This is a genomic window from Neobacillus notoginsengisoli (assembly GCF_003515685.1).
Classification (GTDB): domain Bacteria; phylum Bacillota; class Bacilli; order Bacillales; family Cytobacillaceae; genus Bacillus_D; species Bacillus_D notoginsengisoli.
Genome location: NZ_QWEG01000003.1, coordinates 42,536 through 64,892, shown reverse-complemented (window position 1 = coordinate 64,892; position 22,357 = coordinate 42,536). Strand labels below are relative to the sequence as shown.

The following is a 22,357-nucleotide window of genomic DNA, read 5'->3' as shown; positions in this document are numbered from 1 at the left end:
TAGAAAGCATACACTGTTTACACTCCCCGCTTATTCGACCAAACCAAGGCATGAAGTTGGGGCAAAGGACGCACATTGTTCATTTCAGGGCCGCCTAGTACCTTCCCCCACAGCCAGTCAAGTGAGTCAAGTAACCTACCTGAAATATCACCATCCTCCCCAGGGTTGCTATTGCCGACCGAAAGAAAGAATGGGATGCTAGATTCCTTATACCGATTATTTAACATTTTTGCATAGTCAAAATCCTCATCATCAAACACAACAATCTTAAGGGAAAAATTTGACTTGAAGTCCCTTAACTTAAAAATGATATCATCTAAGAGTTCGAGATTTGGGTTCATGCCGCTGCTAGGTGGTTTAGGTGAAATCGTTAAATCGTTGACAAGATAAAACCAGTCTTGCCACTTGCTTCCCTGAGTCTCCAACCCTACTTCAATAGCAGATTGATGAAGTAGTTCAATGAACTCTTTCATTGCATCTCCAATCAAAGCCGGGTTTCCACCCGTAATCGTAACATGGTCGAAGTTATTCCCGCCAAGTGCCTTTAGTTCTTGAAAGACTTCCATGGGCGTCATCATGCGGACTTTTTCTTTTTCAGACCCGTCCCATGTAAAAGCTGAGTCGCACCAGGAGCACTTGTAATCACACCCGGCAGTCCGGACGAACATACTCTTCCGGCCCATAACCATTCCTTCACCTTGGATGGTCGGCCCGAAGATTTCCATAACAGGAATCTTATTCAACGTCCATCCACTCCCTTCTCGCTTCTGCAAAACTTGTAGGAGTTTCATAGAGACGGACGAATTCGACACGTGCTCCATTGAATTGCTCGGCACGGTTTTCAAGAGATTCAGCCATCTTTTCATAAATCCAGACGACCATATTCTCCGCTGTTGTATTCATCGGCGGCAGCGTTTCATTTAAATAGCGATGATCAAGGAACACTTCAATTTCAGATTTCCAAATTTCTTTAATGTCGCCAAAATCAATCACAAGACCACGCTCATCGACAAACCCGCTAATGCCAAAAATTACTTTATACGTATGGCCATGCAGATTTTTGCACTTTCCCTCATAGTCATGCAAGTGATGGGCAGCATCAAACGTAAATTCCTTGCTGACTAGGACCCTTTTTGAATGGTACTTCAATTGGTCCCGCTCGATATCTTCATCAATCTTCTGCAACTTTTCAACAATCCTAAATCCGTACATCATACCAACTCATTCCGTTCTGCCAGATAATCATCCAAACCCTTTTTTCTCAGGACGCAGGCTGGGCATTCGCCGCATCCGTCGGCAATAACCCCGTTATAGCATGTAAGTGTCTTTATCCTTACAAAATCAAACGCCCCCAGCTCGTCTGCCAATTTCCAGACTTCGGCTTTATTGAGCCACATCAATGGGGTGTGAATGGCAAAATTCTGATCCATTGATAGATTAAGAGTCACATTAAGTGATTTAACGAACATATCGCGGCAGTCGGGATAACCGCTGAAGTCCGTTTCACTAACCCCTGTAATGATATGTTTTGCACCGATTTGGCTGGCAAGTACCCCGGCAAAGGACATGAACAGCAAATTCCTTCCCGGTACAAACGTAGAAGGCAGCCCGCCGTCTTCCCCATCTTTCACTTCGATCTCATCTCGGGTCAATGCATTCGGGGCAAGCTGGTTAAGCAGGCTCATATCAAGAATATGATGCTTGACTCCAAGCTCTTTCGTAATATTTTTCGCACTCTCAATTTCTGTGAGGTGCCTTTGATTGTAATCAAATGTTACAGCCGTAACCTCAGCAAATTGTTCCATCGCCCAAAAAAGACAGGTTGTACTGTCTTGGCCTCCACTAAAGACAACGACTGCTTTTTCATCCTTCATCATTGAAGAAAAATTCCCCTTTCCAATAAAAAAACAGCACAACTAAGAAAGCAGTGCTGTTTTCCTTAGTTTTTTTAACGAGGGGTGCTAGAACCTCTATATAGCTGAATCAACAATATTCCATCGCCAATAATAACATAAATTCCCGCAAAGTGATACAAGAAGAGCATACAGTACAGTAAAAGCCGTCCGTTTAAGCATCACTCGTTTTTAGTTCCCCCAAAAAAAAGCGCTGCAATGTATGGAGCACTAGAAATCGAATCGGCTGGATGAATCAAGTGCTATTCCGGACGAATACTCCTCGATTTTGGACGAATCACACTCAAACTAGGTCGAATCCCCTCAGATACTGGACGAATCATTCTATAACTCGGACGAATGCCTGGCAGAATCCTTAAAATAGCCCTATTTATTGACAACCTACTAGCATCATCCAGCTATTATCTCATTATTTAAGTGAAACTTTGAATATTTAGTCCCAAAGGTATCTGAATATCGGGTAAAATACCCGCTTGTACTAACCATTTCAAAGACGGAGTGAATGAAAATCCGGTTATAAAGAGATCTTTACTAAATGTAGATTCGTTACAAAAACTCTGCTATTGGACCGGATAGGAATAAGTAATTTTAGTTAGAAGTCTGGAGTGAAGCACTGGAACCGTCCCCCTGCCTCACAAAAAAACCTGCCCGGGCTTTAAGCTTCCAGGCAGGTTTTTCGTTAGTGTTTTTTATTTTTTGCCGATTAGGAATTGTGTTTCTTTGTCGGAAGCTTTTAAGCCGTTTGCTGAAACGCCGCTAACAATGACTTTATAGACGCCTTTGGAGGCATTCTTGTCTGGGACGAACGTTTCATTATAGGCTGTGCCTGTTGCCTGCTTCAGATTGACAATGGAGCCATCCGGCTTGATAACTTTAGCCGACCAGGTCAGCTGCTGGTTCGCTGTTGCGCTAATCACAGCAGGGTTTTTGAAGCTGACATCTTTTTCAGGCGTCACTTTCACAGACTGGATGACAGGCATTTCAGCCGCGCTCAGCCTGGTAATCGTGACGGTCTTCGTCGTTGTAAAACCGGCAAGGTCTACAACACGCACCCTAAAGGCGTTTTCCCCTTCTTTCAGGGCTACCTCGGATGTAAAGGTTTGATTGTAAGGCACCGCGGCAACATTCGAGCTTGGGCCTGAGTTGAATTTCACTTCACTGTCATTCACGTATACACGGATTGCATCGAAATTGTCTTGGACGGAGATGGACAAATTTGCCTTTGACACACTGTTCGCAACGGCGGCTGGCGCATCAACATTCAATGTGGCCGGAGTTGTATCAACAAACACCGGACGCCTTTGAATTTGCATCTCGTTCCCCGCGATATCTGCCGCTTTCACGGAAATCTCGTGGACTCCATCCCCAGGAACCGTTACAGTTGCGTTAAAGCGGTACCGCTCCTCATCCACACCCGATGTATTCTTTTCAATGACGCGGTTGAAAGGAACAGACTTTCCATTTACATAAATCGCATCAATTAGCGATTCATCGAGCACATACCCTTTCACAGCGAGATCCCGGGATGTGGCAATCGACGAATTACCTGGCGTTTCAAGCATGATGACCGGCGCATTCGTATCGCCAGTCGCAACGTTTTTCGCCTGTTGGACGGCAATATTATTGGCAAAATCATACGCTTCCACTTCAACTTTTGCTCCCTTAGGAACATCGACATTCGTTAAATCATAGGACCGTGCCGCAGGATTCAAAATGACATTGGCAGGAAGGACATTCTTTCCGTCCACCTTGACAAGGAAATGCTGCAGGCCGACGCCATTACCGTCCGTTGCTTCCCAAGTAAGCAGTTTTGTCGTTGTATTGTATTTAGCGGAAACAACCGGCTTTGCCGTATCGAGCGTAAATGGAATCTTCTTGCTTTGCCACTCCGCTTCCCTGTGCTTCATGTCAACACGGGCTTTAATTTCGTAAAAGTACTTCCCATCGGGAGCGAGCTCGCCATTAATTTTCCCATCCCATGCGCGGGTAGTGGAATACGTATACCTCGCAGTTGTCAGGCTTCCGTAATGTTTCCTGACAAACGTTTCCGTCCGGAGTGTCCGGAGCTTGTTCCCGTCTGCATCTAGGATATTGAATTCCATATCACTCGCATTCCTCACGAAGGACATGACCGGGACAATTGTGTCAAAAAGGCCATCGCCATTCGGGGACAGCGCGAACTTGCTGACCGCGTTCGTATAGCCTGAAATTGGGTCAAATCCAATATACGTGCCACGGTTATCCACAATCCCGGCAACCGGCGCGCCGCCAGTACCGTCCGTAAAGAAGAACTTGTTGTCAATATGGCGCAGCCCATCGAGAATGCTTGGACGATCCCACTTGCCATAGAAGCCAATATAAGGGACGCTTAGGTCAACCTGTTCGCCTTTCACATCTTCGAGGCGGACAAAGCCTTCGACAAATATATCTTCCTTCAAATCAAACTCTGTTTTCGCACCTGCGCTTGTATAGCCAGGGATTTTTGCGTTCGTCAAATCAATTGAAACCGGAATTTCTACACTTCCGCCCGCAGGCACCGTCACGGTTGCAGGCGCAGTGACCTTTACATTTTTCAGCGGCTCGGCTCCGCGCAAATGCGGGTCGCCTGTCGTGCCAACGCCGGCCGACCAGTTGACGTCACCGGATGCAAGGCGCTGGATCGCGTCAGTCAGCACGTCCACATTTACCTTATACGTAACATCCTCGGAGGCGGAATCATTCATCGCCTTCACCTTAAAGCTGACGACTTTTTCCGTGAAATCCCGTAGTTCAACCTTCGCCTCATTCGTTGCCGGATTGACAACCCTGACCGGGGTCAGCGTTGCATTATAGATCTGCATCATGCCGGCACCTTGCAGGCGCGGTGAATACGGCTGATCATTCACGCCCGTAACAACTTCCGCTGTGTTCATCAAAAGAACTTTTGCCAGACGAGTCTGTTCTTTCAGCGGCAGATCTTTATACAAAGGATTTTCCTTAATATACTCCATGACAAGTGCAGAACCGCCGGCAACATGCGGCGCGGCCATTGAAGTTCCGCTCATGAACCCATATTTATTGTTATTCAATGTGGAATAGATATTTCCACCAGGAGCCATGATTTCAGGTTTGATTTCAAGACTCGGAGTCGTTCCCCATGAAGAGAACTCGGTCGGGCGCCCATTTTGCGGAGCCAACTCGGAAGTGGCAACCCCATATTTCAGGCTCGTATTCCCTGATGTATAGAGCTGGTGGATATGTTCACCAGTTGCCTTTGTGACGAGCATGAATGGAATCGAAAAACCACCCTGGTCTTTAAAAATCGTTCCGCCTGTTCCAGCGTCAACAACAATGATCCCAGCAGCGCCCTGCTTTGCAGCTTCGGTCGCTTTATCCGTAAACGGACCTGGTGTTCCGCCTCGCATGACAGCGACAATTTTCCCCTTTACATCAAGCCCCGCATAATCGGCAGGTGCCCCGAATTTACTGCCTAGCGAAACGAGCTCATACTCCTTGTCACCGAGCTTCTGGAGCCAGTCATCACTTGAAAAGCCAACTCCATTGACATTATTTCCGTTCAAAGAAAGGCTATAATCGAACCATGTCTGCTTATTTCCGGATGCGGCAACCTGGATTGAATCGGCTGACAGACCCGGCGCGCCAACAAGTCCGATATCCGGATTCTCTGCAAAAGGCGTTTTATAGCCACGGCCGATATGGCGGGAATTCCCTGCTGATACCGAGCAGACGATCCCATTATCAACCGCGCGTGTAATAGCAAGGTTAGCAGGATCTTCTGGCGTGTAGAAGGATGCAACCGAGCCAAGGCTCATGTTAAGGACATCCGCGCCCAATTTAATCGCTTCATCAATCGCGACGACGTAAACATCTGAGAAAGTAGAAGAGTAATTCGGATCGTTACTGAATACCTTCATTGCGAGCAGCTGGGCTTCAGGTGCAACCCCTTTAATGCCGCCCTGTTCAGGATTCCCGTTCGCACCGACTGTCCCACCGACGTGCATCCCGTGATTCGACCCACCCGGAACGAGATCGCGGATTTCTGAGTTTCTATCAAAATAGTTATAGCCGTATGGAATCTTTTTCGTGAAAAACTTACCTGGCAGTTGATCAGCGGCTGCAATTGCGTTTACTTCCGCTTCGGATAGGTCTGCCTCCGTTCCTTCACTAAGAATCATGTCACGATGGGCCGGGTCCATTCCAGAATCGATAATGGCGACAACCATGCCTTCACCCTTGTACTTGCCATCCGCCCACGCTTTGTAGGACTGGATAAATTCATGGCTTGTCTCCATATCCGGCTCAGTAATCGGCCTTTCGTATTCATTTGTCAAATAAACCTTCTTTACTTCAGGCATATTTTCAATTGCATCAATCTCGCCGTAGGCAACCTCACCGCTGAAGCCATTCACGACTGTTGTAAATTTATATTTATAATTCATTTTAATTTTCTTATCCGCCAGCTTTTGCTTTACCTTTTGCTGTGCGGCTAGCGCTTTATCATTCATAGCTTTTTTGTTTGGTTTGGATAATTCGGAAAATTTAATCCCTTTCTTTGTTGCCTGCTCAATCGCCGACTCTTCCTTTAGCTCGACAATCACCCTTACCTTTTCCTCTTTCGCAAAAGCAGGCTCTGCCCCCTCATCAACCGCAGCCGCAATGGATTCTTCCCCGTTAAGGATTGTAGCCAGTTCCTTGCCTGTATCACCATTGTTTCCTGGAGCAGCATTCGCAAAGCTTGAAAAAGACAGTAGTAAAATTAGCAGGAATACAAAACTTCTTTTCATTCTCTTCATCTTTCTCATTCACAATCCCCTTCTCTATTAAACTAAACAACGAAACCTAAAAACAGACAACCCATTCCCCCTTTAAACTCTTTCCTCCGACAATCATTCGTGTCAGAATACTCCGAATATACCACGCGTTTGTAAAAACATGTAAGTGTGAAAAGACCCATCCATCCAGCAAGCCAAATAGGAAAAAAGAAGCATGGGGACGGTTCCAGTGCTTCATTCGGGACCCGAATGAAGCAGCAGAACCGTCCCCTGCCTCACTCAAATTTTGTTTGACAAAAAAGAGGTAAATAACTTGGTTGCAGAGAATATATATGGGTAGAGATAGAAATAGGGATTATGGAGGAGGAATGGCATGAAGATTCAGCAGTTTAAGATTGATAAGAGCGAAGTAAAGTATCTGACAGAAAATGCGACGCTTGAGGAGGCGCTTCAGTTCCTGGATGAGGTTGGCTATCGCCGGGTCCCGGTCCTTGAACAGAACACGAACCGTTTCCTAGGGAACGTCGAAAAAATCGACATTTTCGAATATGTTGGTGATAGAAAAGATCCCGTTACGAAAATCATTAAAGAAGAAGACGGAGTCGTCCGTGGTGAGGAATCGTTCGGGAAGATTTTCAAAAGCATCAAGCGCCTGCCCTACCTGGCGATCGTGGATGAAAAAAAAGAATTCGACGGCATCCTGACCCATGCGCAGATCATGGACCTTCTCGAGGATACATACAGCGATGGCATCTCGCTGACAATCGGCCTGTTCGAGCAAAACCATGCGATCGAACGCATTTCCGCGATTGTCGGAAAGCATACGGGCATCCTCTCGATGTTCACCCTTGGCAGCAACAGGTCCGTGCGCCAAATTCACCTTTCCATTCCAAATGATACACCAAAGGAAAAAGTCGACCAGATTGTTGAAGAACTTTCCCACAGCGGAGTCCGTGTGACAAATATCGAATAACCTAAAGAGGATGCAACCAAAATGGTGGCATCCTCTAATTCTAATTTTCGATTAGGCAAAATAACTTAGTTAACATAATATTTTTACACTCTACTAACGACTGCATTGAAACACAAACCAATCATTCAATTTTTGATTGCAGGAAAATCCGGAAGCACATATTCCCCTAATTCTTGAATCACTTCTTCAACAGGCCGCTTCCCATATTTCAGATTAAACGCTACATGGTTCACACCAATTTCTTTTAAAGTTTGAAGGAAATAGGTAAGGAATTTATGGCCGGTTCTCAGTCCCAAGTGGATCGGTGTGGGATCTTCATCTGGATTTTCTGATAAATCGATATATAAAGATTGGGCAAAAGGCTTGAATTCACCTGTGTATGTGCGCCAATCATTAATTATTTTTTCCTGGAAATCGACACTCCTTGGATAATACAACCATCCATCACTATTTTGTGCGATCCATTCAGGAGTCTGTGAAGAATGTCCAGTTATTAATACAGGAATATCCTTTAATTCTGGTTTTGGCAGTAAATTGCCATTCTGCAGGCTTACCCTTTCTGAATGAATGACCGGGAACTCTTCCTTCCATAATTGTCTCATCACGTGTAATGACTCTTGAAACAATTGACCGCGTTGCACACTTTCGACGGAAAACGCGGAGAATTCAATCGGACGATCTCCTGTGGCGATTCCGAGCACAAGCCTATTTCCAGAAATCCGATCAACAGATGCTGCTGCTTTTGCCACATGCAACGGATGCCTTAATGTCGTTACGATGCTTCCAGTCCCCAAAGCAATCCTTTTTGTATGGGCAGCTAAAAACCCAAGAAACACCCAAGGGTCATAAATTTGTCCTACATCCCCAAACGTAGGATCATGCAATGGAACATCTCTAACGAATAGGGATGCAAACCCTGCTTCCTCCGCCATTCTCCCTAATTTCATTTGCTGCTCCAAATCCATCTGCGGGATACTTCCCGTATACGCTTCAATCGGAAAAAACAATCCAAGCGTCAAATGGTTCTCCTTAAACATATAAGAAAAGCCTTGATGCAATGCAAATTTACTCACTCTATGCCCCCCATTGAAGAAAATTATCATTTTGAATCATCAATGGTACACTATAGGTTGAAAAAATGATAAATAACCGCATTTTTTTAATGGTGGGTTCCTTTTAGCAAATACAAAGAAGATCATCCCTAAAATCGGATCATCCCCTTCCTCACGGTTTTCTCGACTGCAAAGGCAGTCCAATCCTTTATCTACTTTTCCAAAAATCTTCGAAAGTTGCCTCTGCCAGATTGATGAAGAAGCGGAACCGTCCCCTGCCTCACTAAAAAACGGTGGGCCTTTTTGGCGTTTATATAGTAATTGTGCCGGGTTTCTTTTTTACTGGCCCTCCGAAACTCACTTTCTTATTTTCATTCGTCAGTATCACGCCAGTAATATAATAGATGAGCCGAGCCCGAAATTAGGGTAATTAAAAACGCTCAAAGCCATTGCCTTAAGCGTTCCGTCTCAATAAACTTCATATATTAATGTAATTTCCGAATAGAAAAATTGTCTTCAAGCAATACCCAGTTCTGTGGGTACGGATAGCCAAGTGCCCAATAACTGATCCCTCTCACTCCATACTCTTTTACGACATCGAATTTTGCCTGGGCACTTCGGGCATCTTCAAACCATACTTCGTGCCGCCGTCCTTGGGCGTCCGTGTATTTGAAAAAAGGTGATTGGGTTAACGTGTCATACTGGATGGTGGCTCCGTGTTGAATAGCCCTTCTGATTGCTTCCTGCTGGCTGAATGTTTCGGCTTCCTGTCCCTGTACATGAGGAACGAGCCAATCGCGGGCGTAGATTTGGAATCCAAAAAAGATTTTGTTTCTTGGGATGACAGTCACCGCGTAATCCAATACACGTCTAATTTGATTAATAGGTGAAATTGACTGTGGCGGTCCGAGTCGATAGCCCCATTCATAAGTCATGAGAACAACAAAATCCGCAATCCGCCCGTGTGCGGGGTAATCATGGGCTTCGAATAACAAGCCTTTTTGTTCACCGCTTACTTTTGGGGCAAGGGCAGTGGACACATAATATCCGGCCGGATGCAAACGATTGACTGTACGCTGTAAAAACGTATTATATAACACGCGGTCTGCAGGAAAGACATTTTCAAAATCAATATTTAAGCCCTCATACCCTTTTTGCCTCATTGTATTTAAAATGTTTGTTAATAACCGATCTTGTAGAGCTGTACTTGAAAGAATGGTGCGGGCCAACTGAGAACCTGTCGTCTTAAACGTAAAATTTGTAATGGCCATCATTGGGGAAACTCTTGCAGCAACGGACGCCTGGATGATTGGCGTGTCTTTAATGGCGTTGAGGCTTCCGTCTTCATTAAATGTGTAGGCAAAAGGAGCCGAGTAAGTTAAATATCTGCCAACTTCACGTAAATCACGAGCTCCTTGTTCTCCGGTGTTGATCGTATAAGCGTTTACATCAATGACCGGCTTCCTGAAGGGAATACTTAACACCATACCACTCGTAAGTAAATTAGGATTACTAATTCGATTGACCCTGAGGATTTCTTGAACGGTCGTATTATACCTTTGAGCGATTTGCCCCACGCTTTCTCCCGGTTGCACGACATGGGTTCGTGCTGGAATAATGATCACCATTCCAGGAGTAAGCTTATCCAAATTTGTCAGTTGATTCGCTTGGACGATGGCCTGTATTGTCGTCCCATACCGTTGGGCGATCTGCCACAAAGTCTCTCCGGAACGGACGGTATGCATCCGGTTAGCCGTAGGAATAACGAGTGCAAGACCAACAGGAAGTCGATTTGAATCCTGTAGTTGATTTGTCGTCACAATTTGATCGGTTGTAACGTGGTAACGCTGTGAGATGGCCCATAGCGTATCTCCCTTTTGCACCACATGAATTTGCATTGGCATCCCTCCTTCATCATCTCTTAATAGCTGTTCTTCAGCATGGTGATGAACGATCGTTTTTGTTTTACCTTTGAAGATAATGAACTATGAACCACTTTTTTAAGGAATCGTTAAAATTTGGCCAGGTTGGAGGGGAGCTGTTTGACTTAATTTGTTGGCACTGGCAAGAGCATTTATGCTGATGCCGAATTTTTTTGAAATCTTCCACAATGAATCGCCTGGCTGCACGACATACCCTGTTTTTCTCCGTTTGATTGGAATCAACACACGCTGCCCTATTTTTAAAACGGCGTTTGGGTTTAGGTTATTCCAACTTGCGATCGCATTGACAGAGGTGCCATATCTTTGAGCGATACCCCATAATGTTTCCCCTCTCCTGACTGTATGGACATACTGCCCAATCACCCTGACTCGCGACCAATCAAACAGACTTCCCGGGTCCGTCCTCCGCCCAGTGGCATACTCATCGTGACCGACAATATGCTGTCTGTCCCGCACTATAGCGGGATGCCGCCTAATGATTTCATCCAAAAGCAAATTTAACGAACGATACTGGGCGTCCGTGTATCCAATATCAGAAGGGGAAATAAATTCATACGTCTCGGCCGGGAAAAAGGGGAGCATTTCTTCGCGTGTGCCAATCGCCATTAATTCGATGCCAATGGAATAATCATTCAGCCTGTTCTCATATGCCGGAAATCCTGGCAGACTGCCTCTGCCCGCATGGTACGCAACACGGTTTTCGCCTACTAAACGATATACTTCTCCATTTCTCCCAATCAAATAATGGCTGGAAACTCCACTATTTAAAAAAATCCGGTAAATATCCTGAACATTATAAGGGTTACGGGGATTGCTACCTGCATTTGAAATGAAGTGTATAACGACATGGGTAATAGGCTCAGTCCTCGGACGGGAATTTTGCGGCGGAAGATATAAATTTGATATCTCAATCTGACGGCTCGAAATGGTTAATATTGTTCCCGGATTTATAAAGCTTGGCTGTTGAATATGATTCGCCTCGATGATTTCCTGAACGGACGTATGATATCTTTGGGCAATCTGCCATAAAGTTTCACCGGGCTGCACGACATGTGCCGGCATACGATCCCCCCTCCCCAACATTCATCTTTATACTCTATTCAAGCCACCGGGAAGATATATCATGAAATAAAGTGAGGCAGGGGACGGTTCTACTGCTTCATCCCCGACCGGCGGCTTTCATTCTGGCAAACATACCTCGCGTTATCCTTTTTGAGTAGGCGCTGAATTTGGGTAGAATTAACTAATTTCGGCCAATTCAGCTATGATTATTTGAAGATTTAACACTATTTCCCTATTATAAATAGAAATGTAAGAATGAAAGGGTGACAGAGATGAAAGGAAGACTTCTTGCGTTTAGTTTACTGGCGGTCGCTTCTTTGGCGGCTTACGGCATAGTGGACAAGACTGCTGGGGCGGATACGTATGAACAGCCGAAGATTGAGGCGGTTGAGGTATCCAAGGAAGACTATCTCAAGAAAATTGGGGAACTTCACCAGAAAATGAACGATGGCTTTCAGGAAATGCAGCTAATTGCGGCTGAAAAGGATTCTAAGGATCGGGACAAGAAGGTAGCCGATCAGATTCAAACCATTCAGGATACCGTCAATGGCTACAAAGCGATGAAGGCTCCAGCCGAGTTTACCGAAATACATACGATGTATCTTGAAGCAGCGAAAGATTATGACAAGGGATTAAGCTACCTCCGGAAGGGGCTGGCGAAAAAGGACAATGAAACATTGCGAAAAGCAGACCCGCATTTTGCCGAAGCCTCCGCGTTATGGACGGATGCCTTTGCGAAACTGTCCGAAATGACCCCAGTTCCATTAGGGGACGGCACAATTACGACCGAAGACTTGAAAGACCTCGATAAGACGGCCGGAATTGACCGCGACGCTGTCCGCAAGAATATTTCCGAAGACGGCCATGAACTGATCGGCAAATGGGGCTTTAAAAACGCGAAGCCTTCAATTGTTCTGTATGAGGATGGCCGCTACGAAGGATACGCGAATGATACTTATCCTTCCAAGGACAATGCGTTCATCGGGAAATGGGAATGGGACCACTCTCGAAAGATTATCGTTTTTACGAACGAAAAGCTCTTCGACAATGGCAAGGAAACGAAAATGAACCGCCCGCAGATGACGCTGGAAGTTCTTAACTTTGGCGGTGGCGAACTTTATATGAGGGATATTGAAACTTGGGGCGAATTCAAGTACGAAAAGAAGGATGAAGCTTCCTAACCTGTAAACCGATAGCTAAAGGATACCTTCAAGTTCAAAGGACTTTTCGAAAAAATGTACAGAAAACTCACAACTTGGATGGTGGGTTTTCTTTATTTCTGTTGGTCGTCGGAACACTACGGAAAGAATGCCGTTCCATAAAGGGGTGAGCAATTTTATTAGGGAGTGGGTCCATTATCAACTGCAGTAGATGAAATCGTATGTAAACTGCTCGATACCTATGAAACAAAGCAGCCAACAGAATTTATTCAATTGGACGAATGATCCCCTGATCCGGCCGAATAAGCCGTGATTCCGGATAAATACCCCTTCATTTAGGACGAATTCCCTGGCTGCGGCCGAATGATACTGGATTTAGGACGAATCCCCCACTGATTCGGACGAATGACCCGCGTTTTGGACGAATCAACCCTTGATTCGGTCGAATGGCCAGGTAAATTCATGTAAAAATAGACCCTATTCATAATTTAACGACTGCAATGGTCCAGTTCCATCGCAAACAGTTACCCCCAGTCTGGGAAACTGTGTTGTTTAAAGGTTTACCTTCCTGTTTTGCAAAAGTAGACTTTATTCAACTCAGTTTAATTTTTGATGAAAACAATCTTCACATATGAAACTTCCTTCGTTTTTTAAATATGCTTTTATTTCTGTAAAACCTTTACGCTTTGGATATCGCATTCTTATAAAAACAATCTCGTCACCCTTAATTTCTTTTCCACATGTAGTACATTTAGGCTCTTCTCCAAGCACGTTTATCCACCCCTAAGTAAATGCTGTTTACACTCTTTTTACGAATAAGTTTAATATCATAAAAAAGGATAAATGTCATTCGACAAGTATATTTTTAGATGGATTAAGAAACCACACTCAATACGAAAACGGCTTTTTCAAAAGTCCGGGTTTACATAATAATGTTATACTAAACCTTAATAAAGTGAGCAAAGATTCCTAACGGCTTTCCTAAAGACTCGATTTAAATCTAAATTCACCAATCTGTCACATTTCTCCCGCCTCACCATGTCCTTTCCGCCCTGTCCTCTATATATAACGGGTGAAAGGGTGGTGCAGAATTATGTCAATTAAATCAGGCAAGATAGAAGGCTTTGAACAGTTTTCCCAATTCTCTTCATTAAAGGAATTCAACACGCATATGGAAATGTGGCTCGCTCTCCACAAGCACGATTTTGCAAAAGGCGAGCTCGTCGGCCTGAAAAGACTCATTCGCTTTTCGGCAAAAGTACCTGGCGTCTCAAACGCAAAAATTGGGACGATCCTAAAAGCCATTCATGAAGAATACAACGCGAATGGAATTTCCAGATCTACTTTCAAACGCATGGTCCAAAAAGCAATCTCGTTAGGCATCCTGACCATTCATGAAACCGAACGGAAAAACGGCTCCCAGTCCAGCAATCTTTACATCTTCAATCGTTTTCCCAAAAATGAACCACCTAAAGACGAAAAAATGAACCACCCTGAAACTATCATTCTTTCAAAACAAAAAGACCAAGACATTAATAAACGTAAAGAAGAACGCGCAGAACAAAATCATACATTTGAACACGCAGAACTCAACCACACATTTACAAGCGACAAGGTCCCACAGCCTTTTGTCCAGCTTGCCAAATGCTTTTTCAACAACGCGAAAACGATCCAGGAATACTGGCAAATGGTTCAAATCGCAGCCTACCGCAACAACCGCGAAACAGAAACAGACACCGTTCTCGACACCGCCATCAGCTCCTTCAAACAGCTGATTGGCAAAATAAAATCAAACACACGCATCAAAAACCAAATCGCCTACTTCTACGGCATCATCGACACAAAATTCACAAACCTGTTCCCCCTTCTACCAAGCCATTGAGGAATGGTGAGGCACGGGGACGGTTCTACTGCTTCATCCCCTGCAGGCCTCTTTCTCTTGTGATGCCTTTGTTAAGACTGGCTCGGAGTATTAGCATGTTTTCGGACATTTACCTAATTTACCCAGACCAACCTTTTGATACTTGATGGTTAAAAGCTATTTCTCAATTATGAAATGGAAGTCAAACTGAATGGGCTGAATGGTAATTATACAATTGCTGGAAACGGAAAATCACCTATTAGGAAATAAAGGAATAAATAATTTGATTGGCAACAAATTAAAGATAATTGGTTCACTGTACCTTTCTTTATTACATCATTTTACATCTCTCCATACTGAAGAGTAAGAACTGGCGAAAACCCCAAAGGAACCAGTCGATATTACACGTTTGTTATTCTTCATCCTTGGCGAAACCAGTGAATAGATATAAGAATGAGCAACATTAAGGGGTGAATTTATTGGGGGATATTATACCTTTGCGTAAAAAACCTAAACAATTGCAATTAGGTGATAGAAAAGAGAATTTTAATAAGAAACTGGAGCCTATAGAGTGGAAGAAAAAAGAAATTGAAAAGTTAGTGAACAACATAAAAAAGAGGTAAATAGCAATTTGCTATTTACCTCTTACTATAGACCTTATCTTTAGGCGGCTGATGGTTGCTTTTAATTGCATCTATTCGACGGCGAAGTTCCGCTTTCCTTTGATCTAACTTTTCTTGACGTTCTTTATTGATATCTTTCTGTGATTTAAATTCAATGACCTGCACAGTATTAGGCATGTTTATTCGCCTCCTTTAAGGTACTGTTTCGCATACGCTCTGCAATTAAACATAACGCATGGATCAATCTGTACACTTCTCTTGAATCTATTATATCATTTTTTACCAACAAGTAATTAACTTTTTTATTGTCCGAGTCAAAATGAAAATTATAGATCCAAATCTTATCTCTATCAATATTCAATTTCACTGAAACCACTGTATGGTTATCATAAGGTTCATTAATGACTGGTTGTTTCATTTTGTCTTTAACAACTTTGACTACACCCCAGTCCTGATATTGAGGTTCGTCAATATTAAGTACCTTTGGTGTTCGGCCGGAAGTTCCAACATCCTCAATTTTATGTAATTCTTTACCCCTTTGTTCATACAATGTAAACCCACATACCAAGTCCAGGTCCTTGCTAGTGAACTCCTCATTTCTCAATCGAAATAAAACATTGTTAATGTGTTTAATTAATTCAATGACATATTCAGCACCAGCAGATAAATCTTTCACGATAATATCATAATCCTGTATCAAAGAATTATAAGCACCTTCAATTTCGTTAATTTTCTCTTCACTTTTCCTCTCCAGACGGTGATATCTATTCTGAATCAACGCGTATTTGGTCTGCAGCTGCATTTTGTCCTTCTCGAAATAATCGGTCATCTTATCCGATAAATCGTTAAACTCAGCTCTACCTGCTTGCATACTCCCCACATAGTCATATACGCCTTTGAAATAGAATTCCCCTTCTTTATCATAGAGGGCCATTTTAAACATATTGTACTCTTGTCTTCTGAAAACCTTGTAAGCTCCGGTATGAAAGTGATCACTATAAAAATCCAGTAAGTATGTGAAATAGATTAGCAAGGAGAATATATACCCCGCCAAAAAACCAATTGTTGCTACCCCTACAAATTCAATTAAATTATTGATATTTCCAAGGGTCCAGTTAACCCCAGTTGCCAAAAGTGTAGAGGACGGTATCGTCAAAGCTGTTAAGCTTTCTGCCGAGAATTTCTTTAACCCTTCATGTACTTTTATTATCCGGGCATATTGCCTAAAAGGAGCCAATAGTAAGCAAACAACCCAACTTGTAAATCTCGAATCTACATGGCCACCTTTTAGCCGCTCTATCGGCTTGTCAAAAGCTTTACTCATATCTAATAAGCGACTGTGATAATTTTTGCTAATATCAACCATTCATTTTCTTCCCCTTATATCATAAATTGAGAGGATACACGCTGCTGTTTTTCTAATCTAATAGTGCGATATTTTAGTAGAATTTACAAGATTGCTTTCAAAAGATTGTATATGATTTTTCTCCGTCCATATTCACCTCTATATTTAAACTTGAGGGTAGTGGAATAAGAACCTTAAAACAATGGTCTTTTTTAAACAGCTCTTAGAATTTCCACAGTGGTTTTATCTATATCCGAATTATTTCTCAGTCGCCTGTTCTATTATGATGTGATATCCCGGCTACCCCTGTGTTATCATGAAGGGAAATATAGAAACGGTACCTTTGAGGTGATGAATAATGAGGGCATTAAGCAAAAACGTGATAGAAGAAATCATGAATGCTTTGAACGGTAAAAATTCCGCAATGTTTGTTAAGGATGGAAAGCTTTTCTCGTTGGAGGTACGATTCATCATCATTATATGAAAAACCCAATAACTTGTCAGAGGAAATTGAAGAATACCCTGAACTAAAGGAATCGATACAACGTTTTCTTGACAATCCGGAAATGAAACGCTATGCCGCAAGAGAATTAAAGGAGGCGCGGCATGGCAATAGAAAGTAACCGATAGTTTCAGTTCATTTTACAGAAGAATTTAACAAGTGTTTAGATCATATCCAAGCATTCTTTGCTGAGCAAGGAGCAGATATACTTGAATGGTGGTTTACGAGAGAAGATAACATGATTGAGCTCTTTGGCAAAGTTTACATTTTTCAAATAAAAGACTTTGGATATTTAAGATAGTAAAGAGGCTATGATCAACCCCTTTTAAGCGGTTAAACTTAACCTCTTTATTTTGTCTAAACAAGTAGTAAAAGCTCCATTTACTCTATTCCGAATCGGGCCAGATTGTTGAATAAGCCTACCTTATATTAGTTCGAAGAGCGGTGAAAATTATATGACATTAGATTTGATTGTACTTGTTTCAATTGTACTTGTGGCTTCACTTTTGCAGACAAGTACTGGTTATGGCTTTTCTATTATAGGTACCCCTTTTTTATTATTAATTTATCCTGTTCATACAGCGATTCAAATTAATATTGTTCTATCTATTTGTCTTTCAGCTTTTATGATTTTTAAAATTAGAAAAGAAGTAGATAAATCTTTATTAATTAGATTGATTAAAGGCAGTATTGTAGGATTACTTTTCGGTATTTTTATTTATCTTTTTTTAGATATTCAAATATTAAAAATCGCTGTAGGTATTCTTATTATAATATTAACATTACTTCTTATTTTTAAATTGACACTAAATCGAACGAGAAATAGAGATTTTACAGCAGGAGGAATTTCGGGATTATTAACAACAAGTATTGGTGTACCTGGTCCACCTTTGTTGTTATATTTCTCTGGAGCTAGAATTGATAAGGTGACCTTACGTAGTACGACTTTGGCTTATTATCTTTTTGTTTACTTTGCTAGCTTGGTGATGCAAATAATGTTTGGTGGAACGAATAAAGAGATATGGGTAAATTCAATTTTGGCTACTCCTGCCCTTTTCGCTGGAATCGTTTTAGGACAATTATTTTTTAATTGGATTAATCAAGAAACATTTCGAATTATTACATACATTATTTTAATATTTACAGGCGTTTATTTACTAATAACTAGCTTATAAAAAATAATTATTTGAATTTCAACCCTTATTCTTTCTGAAAATAGTTGTATTTTCTATACGGATTGAAACAACTTCTCCACATTTTAAACAAAATGTGTAAATTTTATTTCCGCCACTCATAGACATTTTGCTCGGTTTAATGGGTATAAAATCTGTACCTTCTGCGAATTCAGTACCACCACATTTAAGACATTTTTTGTTCTCCATATCCGCAGTACCTCTTTCTCTTATAACTTTTTTGTTGGAGTTGCTTATCCTTTTCGTTAATATGATTTTACTTCTGATAAGTTTCAAACATTAGAACTATTGACCATATGATCAAAATACGAGCTTCTTTCCGCAAAACTGACCATTTTCCATCCTCCCCGGACTCATCCCTAATAAACCATTTTCATTATTCTTTCCATCTGATCATGATCAGGAGAAAGGTCCACTTTGAGACTCAAACAAGTATTAAGTCGTAGTATTTCAGGGATCATCCTTACCAACATCATCATAATTTGATTGGCATTGCGGCTACAATCCCAGCTAGACAACAAAGACTGCTGCCATTCGGCTAACTTGCTTCTTTTGCCTTCAATTTTAGACCAAACGCCATATGGGCTATCCAAGTGTTGATCCATTTTCATATACCAACCAGACGCAACCAGCCAACGTATTCTATCTAGGTTTGCTAATGCATAATAGAACTCTTCCCTCATAACCGCTCTGTAGGTTTCATGGATAAAGGCGAGAACCTTTCCCCTCCAAAAAAGCACTTCCTCAGTTGACGGTTTATAAATGATTGCAGTTGACTCTTTTATGATCTCTCCGATAAGGTTCTTTGGGTCGTAAAGAACCTCACAGCCCTTTAGCCAAATCGAGGGCTTAATTTCTTCCGGAAAATGATACCAGCTATCTATCTTTACAAAGGAAGAATAATGTGTAACAATGACAGGCGAAGAAGGATGGAAATCTTCATAAAACAGAACCTCTCCCCAGTTTTTGGCCCTTTCCTTCTTTTCTCTAACAAAAGAATTCTTTTTTTCGGGCAAAACAATAGTATGCAAATCAATGTCGGAATAATGATCAAAGTTCCCTTTTGCCAATGAACCTCCTTGGTATATAGCCAGTACATCAGGGTCAGCGGTCAAGTCATCCAGGGCGTTTTTCAAAAGAATAGCCCGTGATTCAGGTAACTTCAAATCTCTTTCCAAATGCCTACTTACAAATCCCACACATTCTAACCAGCTCCTTTAAAAAATGGTAATCACACTGTTAATAAGGAACGAATTCAAAATTTGAAAATGCTATCACTGCCATCTATTATTCTCTCAACAGCGGAATATCTACCTCAACCCCCAACCGCTTTAATAGTTTCCCGAGCGTTTCCAAGCCGGATCTCGGGTTAATTTTTGTTTCCAGATAATAGACCTCGCCAGACAGTACGGATTTGTAGGTGTGCAGCTGGGCAAAATGTTTGTTGTCCTTGTGGATTGGTTCAAGCGCAATCGCGTAGCGCTGCCCCGCATCCGTCGATCCGAGTGTGATGCCTTCTTTCACGAGTTCATGCAAAGGCAATCTTCTATCTTCCATCCAGCCGAGGGCAGCCTTCCAAATAGACGAGATGCTTTCCCCGCGAATGACAGCCTTTACATCCCCGTGGGTAACATTCACATACAGCGATTCCCACTTTTTATGGCTTCTTCTCTCTTTTTCAGCGGATTCCTCGGCATTCATGGCGACGGCTTTTTCGTTCAATTTGGACTTCAGCTGTTCAAATAACTTTTCAACTGTCCCGATCCCGACATGTTCATATTTTGCGAGAATCACAAGTTCCTTTGGAAGCTCCCCTACCGTTTCTATTTGATCCTCATTCAGCTGCCTTAACAGACTAGGAATTCCCTTGAATTCATCGGAATCCAACGGTACTTTTGCAAGCTCCTCTGTTACAACAAGATGATCTTTTTTGAAAAAGAAAAACAGTTCCCCAGGCCTGTTCACCGTCAAATTCCTGCGAATCTTTTCCTCCTCTATAAACCCCCGCAGCTCATCAAAAAAGATCTCATCATTCTTTGCCGAGTACCGTTTTACCTTCTTATGAAGGCCTTCAAGATTCGTTTGCAGCTCGCTCATGATCCTTGCTTCCTGCTCGGCGCCAAGCCTGATTAGAAAGGTTTCCGATTTGTCGAACCGCTGTGGAAGCAGGAATGCATCACGAAGAAAATACGGAACATCCAGCGTCTTTCCTTGATAAGCGAGTGTCCGTATCGTCGTGAAGCCTGGCGCTTCCGCCACCTTCTCGATCACTTCGGCTGCAGCAGCCACTTCTTTCTGGCTTTCCAGTTCACCATAATCCGAAGGCTTATTCCTTAATAGTTCCTCAAGGCCCTTCAGCCTGATCTCAAGCTCTGTCATATCAAAGGCCCTCTCCTGCCGCGGTGATGGATCACGGTAATCTGGCATATTCATATCGACCGGGCCGTAAACCTCAACAAACCATTTGACAATCACATATAGCGCTTCCCATGACTGCAAAGCTTCAGAAAACCGAAACATCCGCGCATCATGCGAGGCCTGGTTCCCCAATTTCCTCACGTTGTGGAGGGCATCGCGGATTTCATAGGTTAAATAGCCCCGATCATCCAAAAGATCAAGCCTCTCCTTCAACCCAATGCGTGGCAACTCCTCAATTCCTTCTGCCTCCATCACCTTTTCCAAAATCGTTTCAATAAACACTCTAGAGTGCGTCAGCATCATTCGGGGACTCGTAAAAAGGCTGTTCTCCAGCTCCTTCGCCAAAAGCGCCAGCTCCCTGGAATCCGACTCTAAAAATTGATAGAAATACGATTGATTGTCCATTCCATTACCCCTATTTTCTCTATGTATTTAATTACCTAGTTTATCTACTTTCATTATACAAAATTATCCACAACACGAGCGTCAATTTTCAAAAAATGTTGGCGACTAGAACTCGAAACATTGCGGGACTTCCCCTTCCCAATTTTGCGATGATTTGGATCTACCAATTATAATAGTTATAATGCTGGCATCAAAAATTGCCGGTAAATATAGGAACAGTAAGGAGACCGCTATGCAAAAAATAGTTCCGCATTTTTGGTATGACAAAGAAGCGAAAGAAGCCGCAATGTTCTACATTAGTTTGTTTGACGATTCTAAACTCTTGAATGTGAGAAGCCTTGGAAAAACCCCTACTGGAGATGACGCGGAATATGTGAGCTTTGAGTTGGCGGGACAACGATTTGATGCAATCAGCGCGGGTCCCTACTTTAAGTTAAATCCAACCATCTCCTTATTCGTGGCATGTTCATCGATAGAAGAACTAAATACTAGATGGAATGCTCTCATTGATGGCGGCAGTGAATTCATGCCGTTGGGAGAATATCCTTTTAGCAAAAGATATGGCTGGGGTCAGGATCGGTTCGGACTGTCCTGGCAATTGATGCTTATGGACGAAGAACAAACGGTTCAAAAAATTACCCCGAACTTCCGTTTTTCAAGTGAGGTATGCGGGAAAGCCGAGGAAGCAATGAGGTACTATGCCGAAATATTCGAAGATTCCAGTATAGGATCAATCAGCAGGTATCAAGAAGGAGAAGCAACGTCCCTTAAGGCAAAAGTGAATTATGCCGACTTCAAACTTAGCGGTCTTCATTTTTCAGCAATGGATCATGCCTTTGGTGGAGTCTCCACTTTTAACGAAGCCTTTTCCTTCATCATAAACTGCAAAAATCAGGATGAAATTGATTACTTCTGGGATAAGCTTTCTAAAGTACCTGAGGCAGAACAGTGCGGATGGGCAAAAGATCAATTCGGCGTTTCATGGCAGATCGTTCCGGAAAACATGGATGAAGTCATGTTTAAAGGATCAAAAGAGGAAATTAAGAGAGTGACTGAAGTGCTGTACAAAATGAAGAAAATTGAAATTGCGGCATTGGAAAAGGCTCGACTAGAAATATAGTTCTCCTTGTCCAGC

Annotated in this window: 20 protein-coding genes; 7 read left to right on the top strand and 13 right to left on the bottom strand. The window is 42.6% G+C overall.

The genetic code is table 11. The features are described 5' to 3' along the window. Positions 1-17: 17 nt before the first annotated feature. From queE to D1B31_RS04885, 4 genes are all read right to left on the bottom strand, one after another. A complete protein-coding gene (gene queE, locus D1B31_RS04900) occupies positions 18-743 on the bottom strand; it encodes a 7-carboxy-7-deazaguanine synthase QueE (protein ID WP_118919642.1) in 726 nt (241 codons plus the stop codon). Then, on the bottom strand, positions 736-1,212 hold the full coding sequence (gene queD, locus D1B31_RS04895; RefSeq protein ID WP_118919641.1) for a 6-carboxytetrahydropterin synthase QueD: 477 nt from the start codon (positions 1,210-1,212) through the stop codon (positions 736-738). The genes queE and queD overlap by 8 nt, the downstream gene beginning before the upstream one ends. Further along, entirely contained in the window at positions 1,212-1,874 is a 663-nt protein-coding gene (gene queC, locus D1B31_RS04890) for a 7-cyano-7-deazaguanine synthase QueC (protein ID WP_118919965.1), read from the bottom strand. Before queC ends, queD begins: the two co-directional genes overlap by 1 nt. A gap of 728 nt (positions 1,875-2,602) precedes the next feature. After that, positions 2,603-6,715, bottom strand: a complete 4,113-nt coding sequence (locus tag D1B31_RS04885; RefSeq protein WP_118919640.1) for a S8 family serine peptidase — start codon at positions 6,713-6,715, stop codon at positions 2,603-2,605. A 343-nt stretch (positions 6,716-7,058) separates the two neighbouring features. Here D1B31_RS04885 and D1B31_RS04880 point away from each other — a divergent pair, with 343 nt between their 5' ends. Next, positions 7,059-7,658, top strand: a complete 600-nt coding sequence (locus tag D1B31_RS04880; protein ID WP_118919639.1) for a CBS domain-containing protein — start codon at positions 7,059-7,061, stop codon at positions 7,656-7,658. Between the two features lie 125 nt (positions 7,659-7,783). Here D1B31_RS04880 and D1B31_RS04875 read toward each other — a convergent pair whose 3' ends face one another. The 3 genes from D1B31_RS04875 to D1B31_RS04865 all read right to left on the bottom strand — a co-directional run bounded on the left by D1B31_RS04875 (position 7,784) and on the right by D1B31_RS04865 (position 11,715). Then, positions 7,784-8,731, bottom strand: a complete 948-nt coding sequence (locus D1B31_RS04875; RefSeq protein ID WP_118919638.1) for an LLM class oxidoreductase — start codon at positions 8,729-8,731, stop codon at positions 7,784-7,786. Positions 8,732-9,195: 464 nt separating this feature from the next. Beyond that, positions 9,196-10,608 carry a LysM peptidoglycan-binding domain-containing protein gene (locus tag D1B31_RS04870; protein ID WP_118919637.1) on the bottom strand — a complete coding sequence of 471 codons (1,413 nt, stop codon included), beginning with the start codon at positions 10,606-10,608 and terminating at the stop codon, positions 9,196-9,198. Positions 10,609-10,710: 102 nt separating this feature from the next. Continuing rightward, positions 10,711-11,715: a LysM peptidoglycan-binding domain-containing protein gene (locus tag D1B31_RS04865; RefSeq protein WP_158587460.1), complete on the bottom strand. Its 1,005-nt coding sequence runs from the start codon at positions 11,713-11,715 to the stop codon at positions 10,711-10,713. 272 nt (positions 11,716-11,987) lie between these two features. Between D1B31_RS04865 and D1B31_RS04860 the strand changes: the two genes are divergently transcribed. Next, positions 11,988-12,896, top strand: coding sequence for a DUF3994 domain-containing protein (locus tag D1B31_RS04860; protein WP_118919635.1), 909 nt, complete (start codon positions 11,988-11,990; stop codon positions 12,894-12,896). Positions 12,897-13,472: 576 nt separating this feature from the next. On the opposite strand, the gene D1B31_RS04855 is transcribed toward D1B31_RS04860, so the two are convergent. Next, positions 13,473-13,646: a Fe3+ hydroxamate ABC transporter substrate-binding protein gene (locus D1B31_RS04855; protein ID WP_118919634.1), complete on the bottom strand. Its 174-nt coding sequence runs from the start codon at positions 13,644-13,646 to the stop codon at positions 13,473-13,475. 322 nt (positions 13,647-13,968) lie between these two features. On the opposite strand from D1B31_RS04855, the gene D1B31_RS04850 reads away from it, so the two are divergent. Then, complete coding sequence (locus D1B31_RS04850; protein ID WP_118919633.1) at positions 13,969-14,757, top strand: hypothetical protein; 789 nt, start codon at positions 13,969-13,971, stop codon at positions 14,755-14,757. 458 nt (positions 14,758-15,215) lie between these two features. Further along, the gene (locus tag D1B31_RS24095) at positions 15,216-15,359 is read left to right on the top strand and encodes a hypothetical protein (RefSeq protein ID WP_158587459.1); all 144 of its coding nucleotides are present in this window, start codon (positions 15,216-15,218) and stop codon (positions 15,357-15,359) included. A gap of 15 nt (positions 15,360-15,374) precedes the next feature. Here D1B31_RS24095 and D1B31_RS24090 read toward each other — a convergent pair whose 3' ends face one another. Further along, a complete protein-coding gene (locus tag D1B31_RS24090; RefSeq protein ID WP_158587458.1) occupies positions 15,375-15,536 on the bottom strand; it encodes a hypothetical protein in 162 nt (53 codons plus the stop codon). Continuing rightward, a complete protein-coding gene (locus tag D1B31_RS04845; protein ID WP_118919632.1) occupies positions 15,529-16,725 on the bottom strand; it encodes a hypothetical protein in 1,197 nt (398 codons plus the stop codon). The genes D1B31_RS24090 and D1B31_RS04845 overlap by 8 nt, the downstream gene beginning before the upstream one ends. Before the next feature lie 416 nt (positions 16,726-17,141). On the opposite strand from D1B31_RS04845, the gene D1B31_RS24085 reads away from it, so the two are divergent. Both D1B31_RS24085 and D1B31_RS04840 read left to right on the top strand, forming a co-directional pair. Beyond that, positions 17,142-17,327: a hypothetical protein gene (locus tag D1B31_RS24085; protein ID WP_158587457.1), complete on the top strand. Its 186-nt coding sequence runs from the start codon at positions 17,142-17,144 to the stop codon at positions 17,325-17,327. A gap of 334 nt (positions 17,328-17,661) precedes the next feature. Then, positions 17,662-18,381 carry a sulfite exporter TauE/SafE family protein gene (locus D1B31_RS04840; RefSeq protein WP_118919631.1) on the top strand — a complete coding sequence of 240 codons (720 nt, stop codon included), beginning with the start codon at positions 17,662-17,664 and terminating at the stop codon, positions 18,379-18,381. Between the two features lie 18 nt (positions 18,382-18,399). Here D1B31_RS04840 and D1B31_RS04835 read toward each other — a convergent pair whose 3' ends face one another. The 3 genes from D1B31_RS04835 to D1B31_RS04825 all read right to left on the bottom strand — a co-directional run bounded on the left by D1B31_RS04835 (position 18,400) and on the right by D1B31_RS04825 (position 21,222). Then, positions 18,400-18,675 (bottom strand): hypothetical protein, encoded by a 276-nt coding sequence (locus D1B31_RS04835; RefSeq protein ID WP_240035176.1) that lies wholly within the window; start codon positions 18,673-18,675, stop codon positions 18,400-18,402. Positions 18,676-18,758: 83 nt separating this feature from the next. Next, the gene (locus tag D1B31_RS04830) at positions 18,759-19,577 is read right to left on the bottom strand and encodes a nucleotidyltransferase domain-containing protein (RefSeq protein WP_240035175.1); all 819 of its coding nucleotides are present in this window, start codon (positions 19,575-19,577) and stop codon (positions 18,759-18,761) included. 109 nt (positions 19,578-19,686) lie between these two features. After that, complete coding sequence (locus tag D1B31_RS04825; protein ID WP_240035174.1) at positions 19,687-21,222, bottom strand: DUF4145 domain-containing protein; 1,536 nt, start codon at positions 21,220-21,222, stop codon at positions 19,687-19,689. 232 nt (positions 21,223-21,454) lie between these two features. On the opposite strand from D1B31_RS04825, the gene D1B31_RS04820 reads away from it, so the two are divergent. Then, a complete protein-coding gene (locus tag D1B31_RS04820; protein WP_118919628.1) occupies positions 21,455-22,342 on the top strand; it encodes a VOC family protein in 888 nt (295 codons plus the stop codon). The last annotated feature ends 15 nt before the right edge of the window (positions 22,343-22,357 follow it).

Excerpts from the sequence above, each read along its gene's own strand:
- D1B31_RS04820 (WP_118919628.1), top strand. The coding sequence starts at position 21,455 with ATGCAAAAAATAGTTCCGCATTTTTGGTATGACAAAGAAGCGAAAGAA.
- D1B31_RS04860 (WP_118919635.1), top strand. The coding sequence starts at position 11,988 with ATGAAAGGAAGACTTCTTGCGTTTAGTTTACTGGCGGTCGCTTCTTTG.
- D1B31_RS04845 (WP_118919632.1), bottom strand. The coding sequence starts at position 16,725 with ATGGTTGATATTAGCAAAAATTATCACAGTCGCTTATTAGATATGAGT.
- queD (WP_118919641.1), bottom strand. The coding sequence starts at position 1,212 with ATGTACGGATTTAGGATTGTTGAAAAGTTGCAGAAGATTGATGAAGAT.
- D1B31_RS24085 (WP_158587457.1), top strand. The coding sequence starts at position 17,142 with ATGGAAAGCTTTTCTCGTTGGAGGTACGATTCATCATCATTATATGAA.
- D1B31_RS04850 (WP_118919633.1), top strand. The coding sequence starts at position 13,969 with ATGTCAATTAAATCAGGCAAGATAGAAGGCTTTGAACAGTTTTCCCAA.
- D1B31_RS04825 (WP_240035174.1), bottom strand. The coding sequence starts at position 21,222 with ATGGACAATCAATCGTATTTCTATCAATTTTTAGAGTCGGATTCCAGG.
- D1B31_RS04870 (WP_118919637.1), bottom strand. The coding sequence starts at position 10,608 with ATGCAAATTCATGTGGTGCAAAAGGGAGATACGCTATGGGCCATCTCA.
- D1B31_RS04885 (WP_118919640.1), bottom strand. The coding sequence starts at position 6,715 with ATGAGAAAGATGAAGAGAATGAAAAGAAGTTTTGTATTCCTGCTAATT.
- D1B31_RS24090 (WP_158587458.1), bottom strand. The coding sequence starts at position 15,536 with ATGCCTAATACTGTGCAGGTCATTGAATTTAAATCACAGAAAGATATC.
- queC (WP_118919965.1), bottom strand. The coding sequence starts at position 1,874 with ATGAAGGATGAAAAAGCAGTCGTTGTCTTTAGTGGAGGCCAAGACAGT.
- D1B31_RS04865 (WP_158587460.1), bottom strand. The coding sequence starts at position 11,715 with ATGCCGGCACATGTCGTGCAGCCCGGTGAAACTTTATGGCAGATTGCC.
- D1B31_RS04880 (WP_118919639.1), top strand. The coding sequence starts at position 7,059 with ATGAAGATTCAGCAGTTTAAGATTGATAAGAGCGAAGTAAAGTATCTG.
- D1B31_RS04840 (WP_118919631.1), top strand. The coding sequence starts at position 17,662 with ATGACATTAGATTTGATTGTACTTGTTTCAATTGTACTTGTGGCTTCA.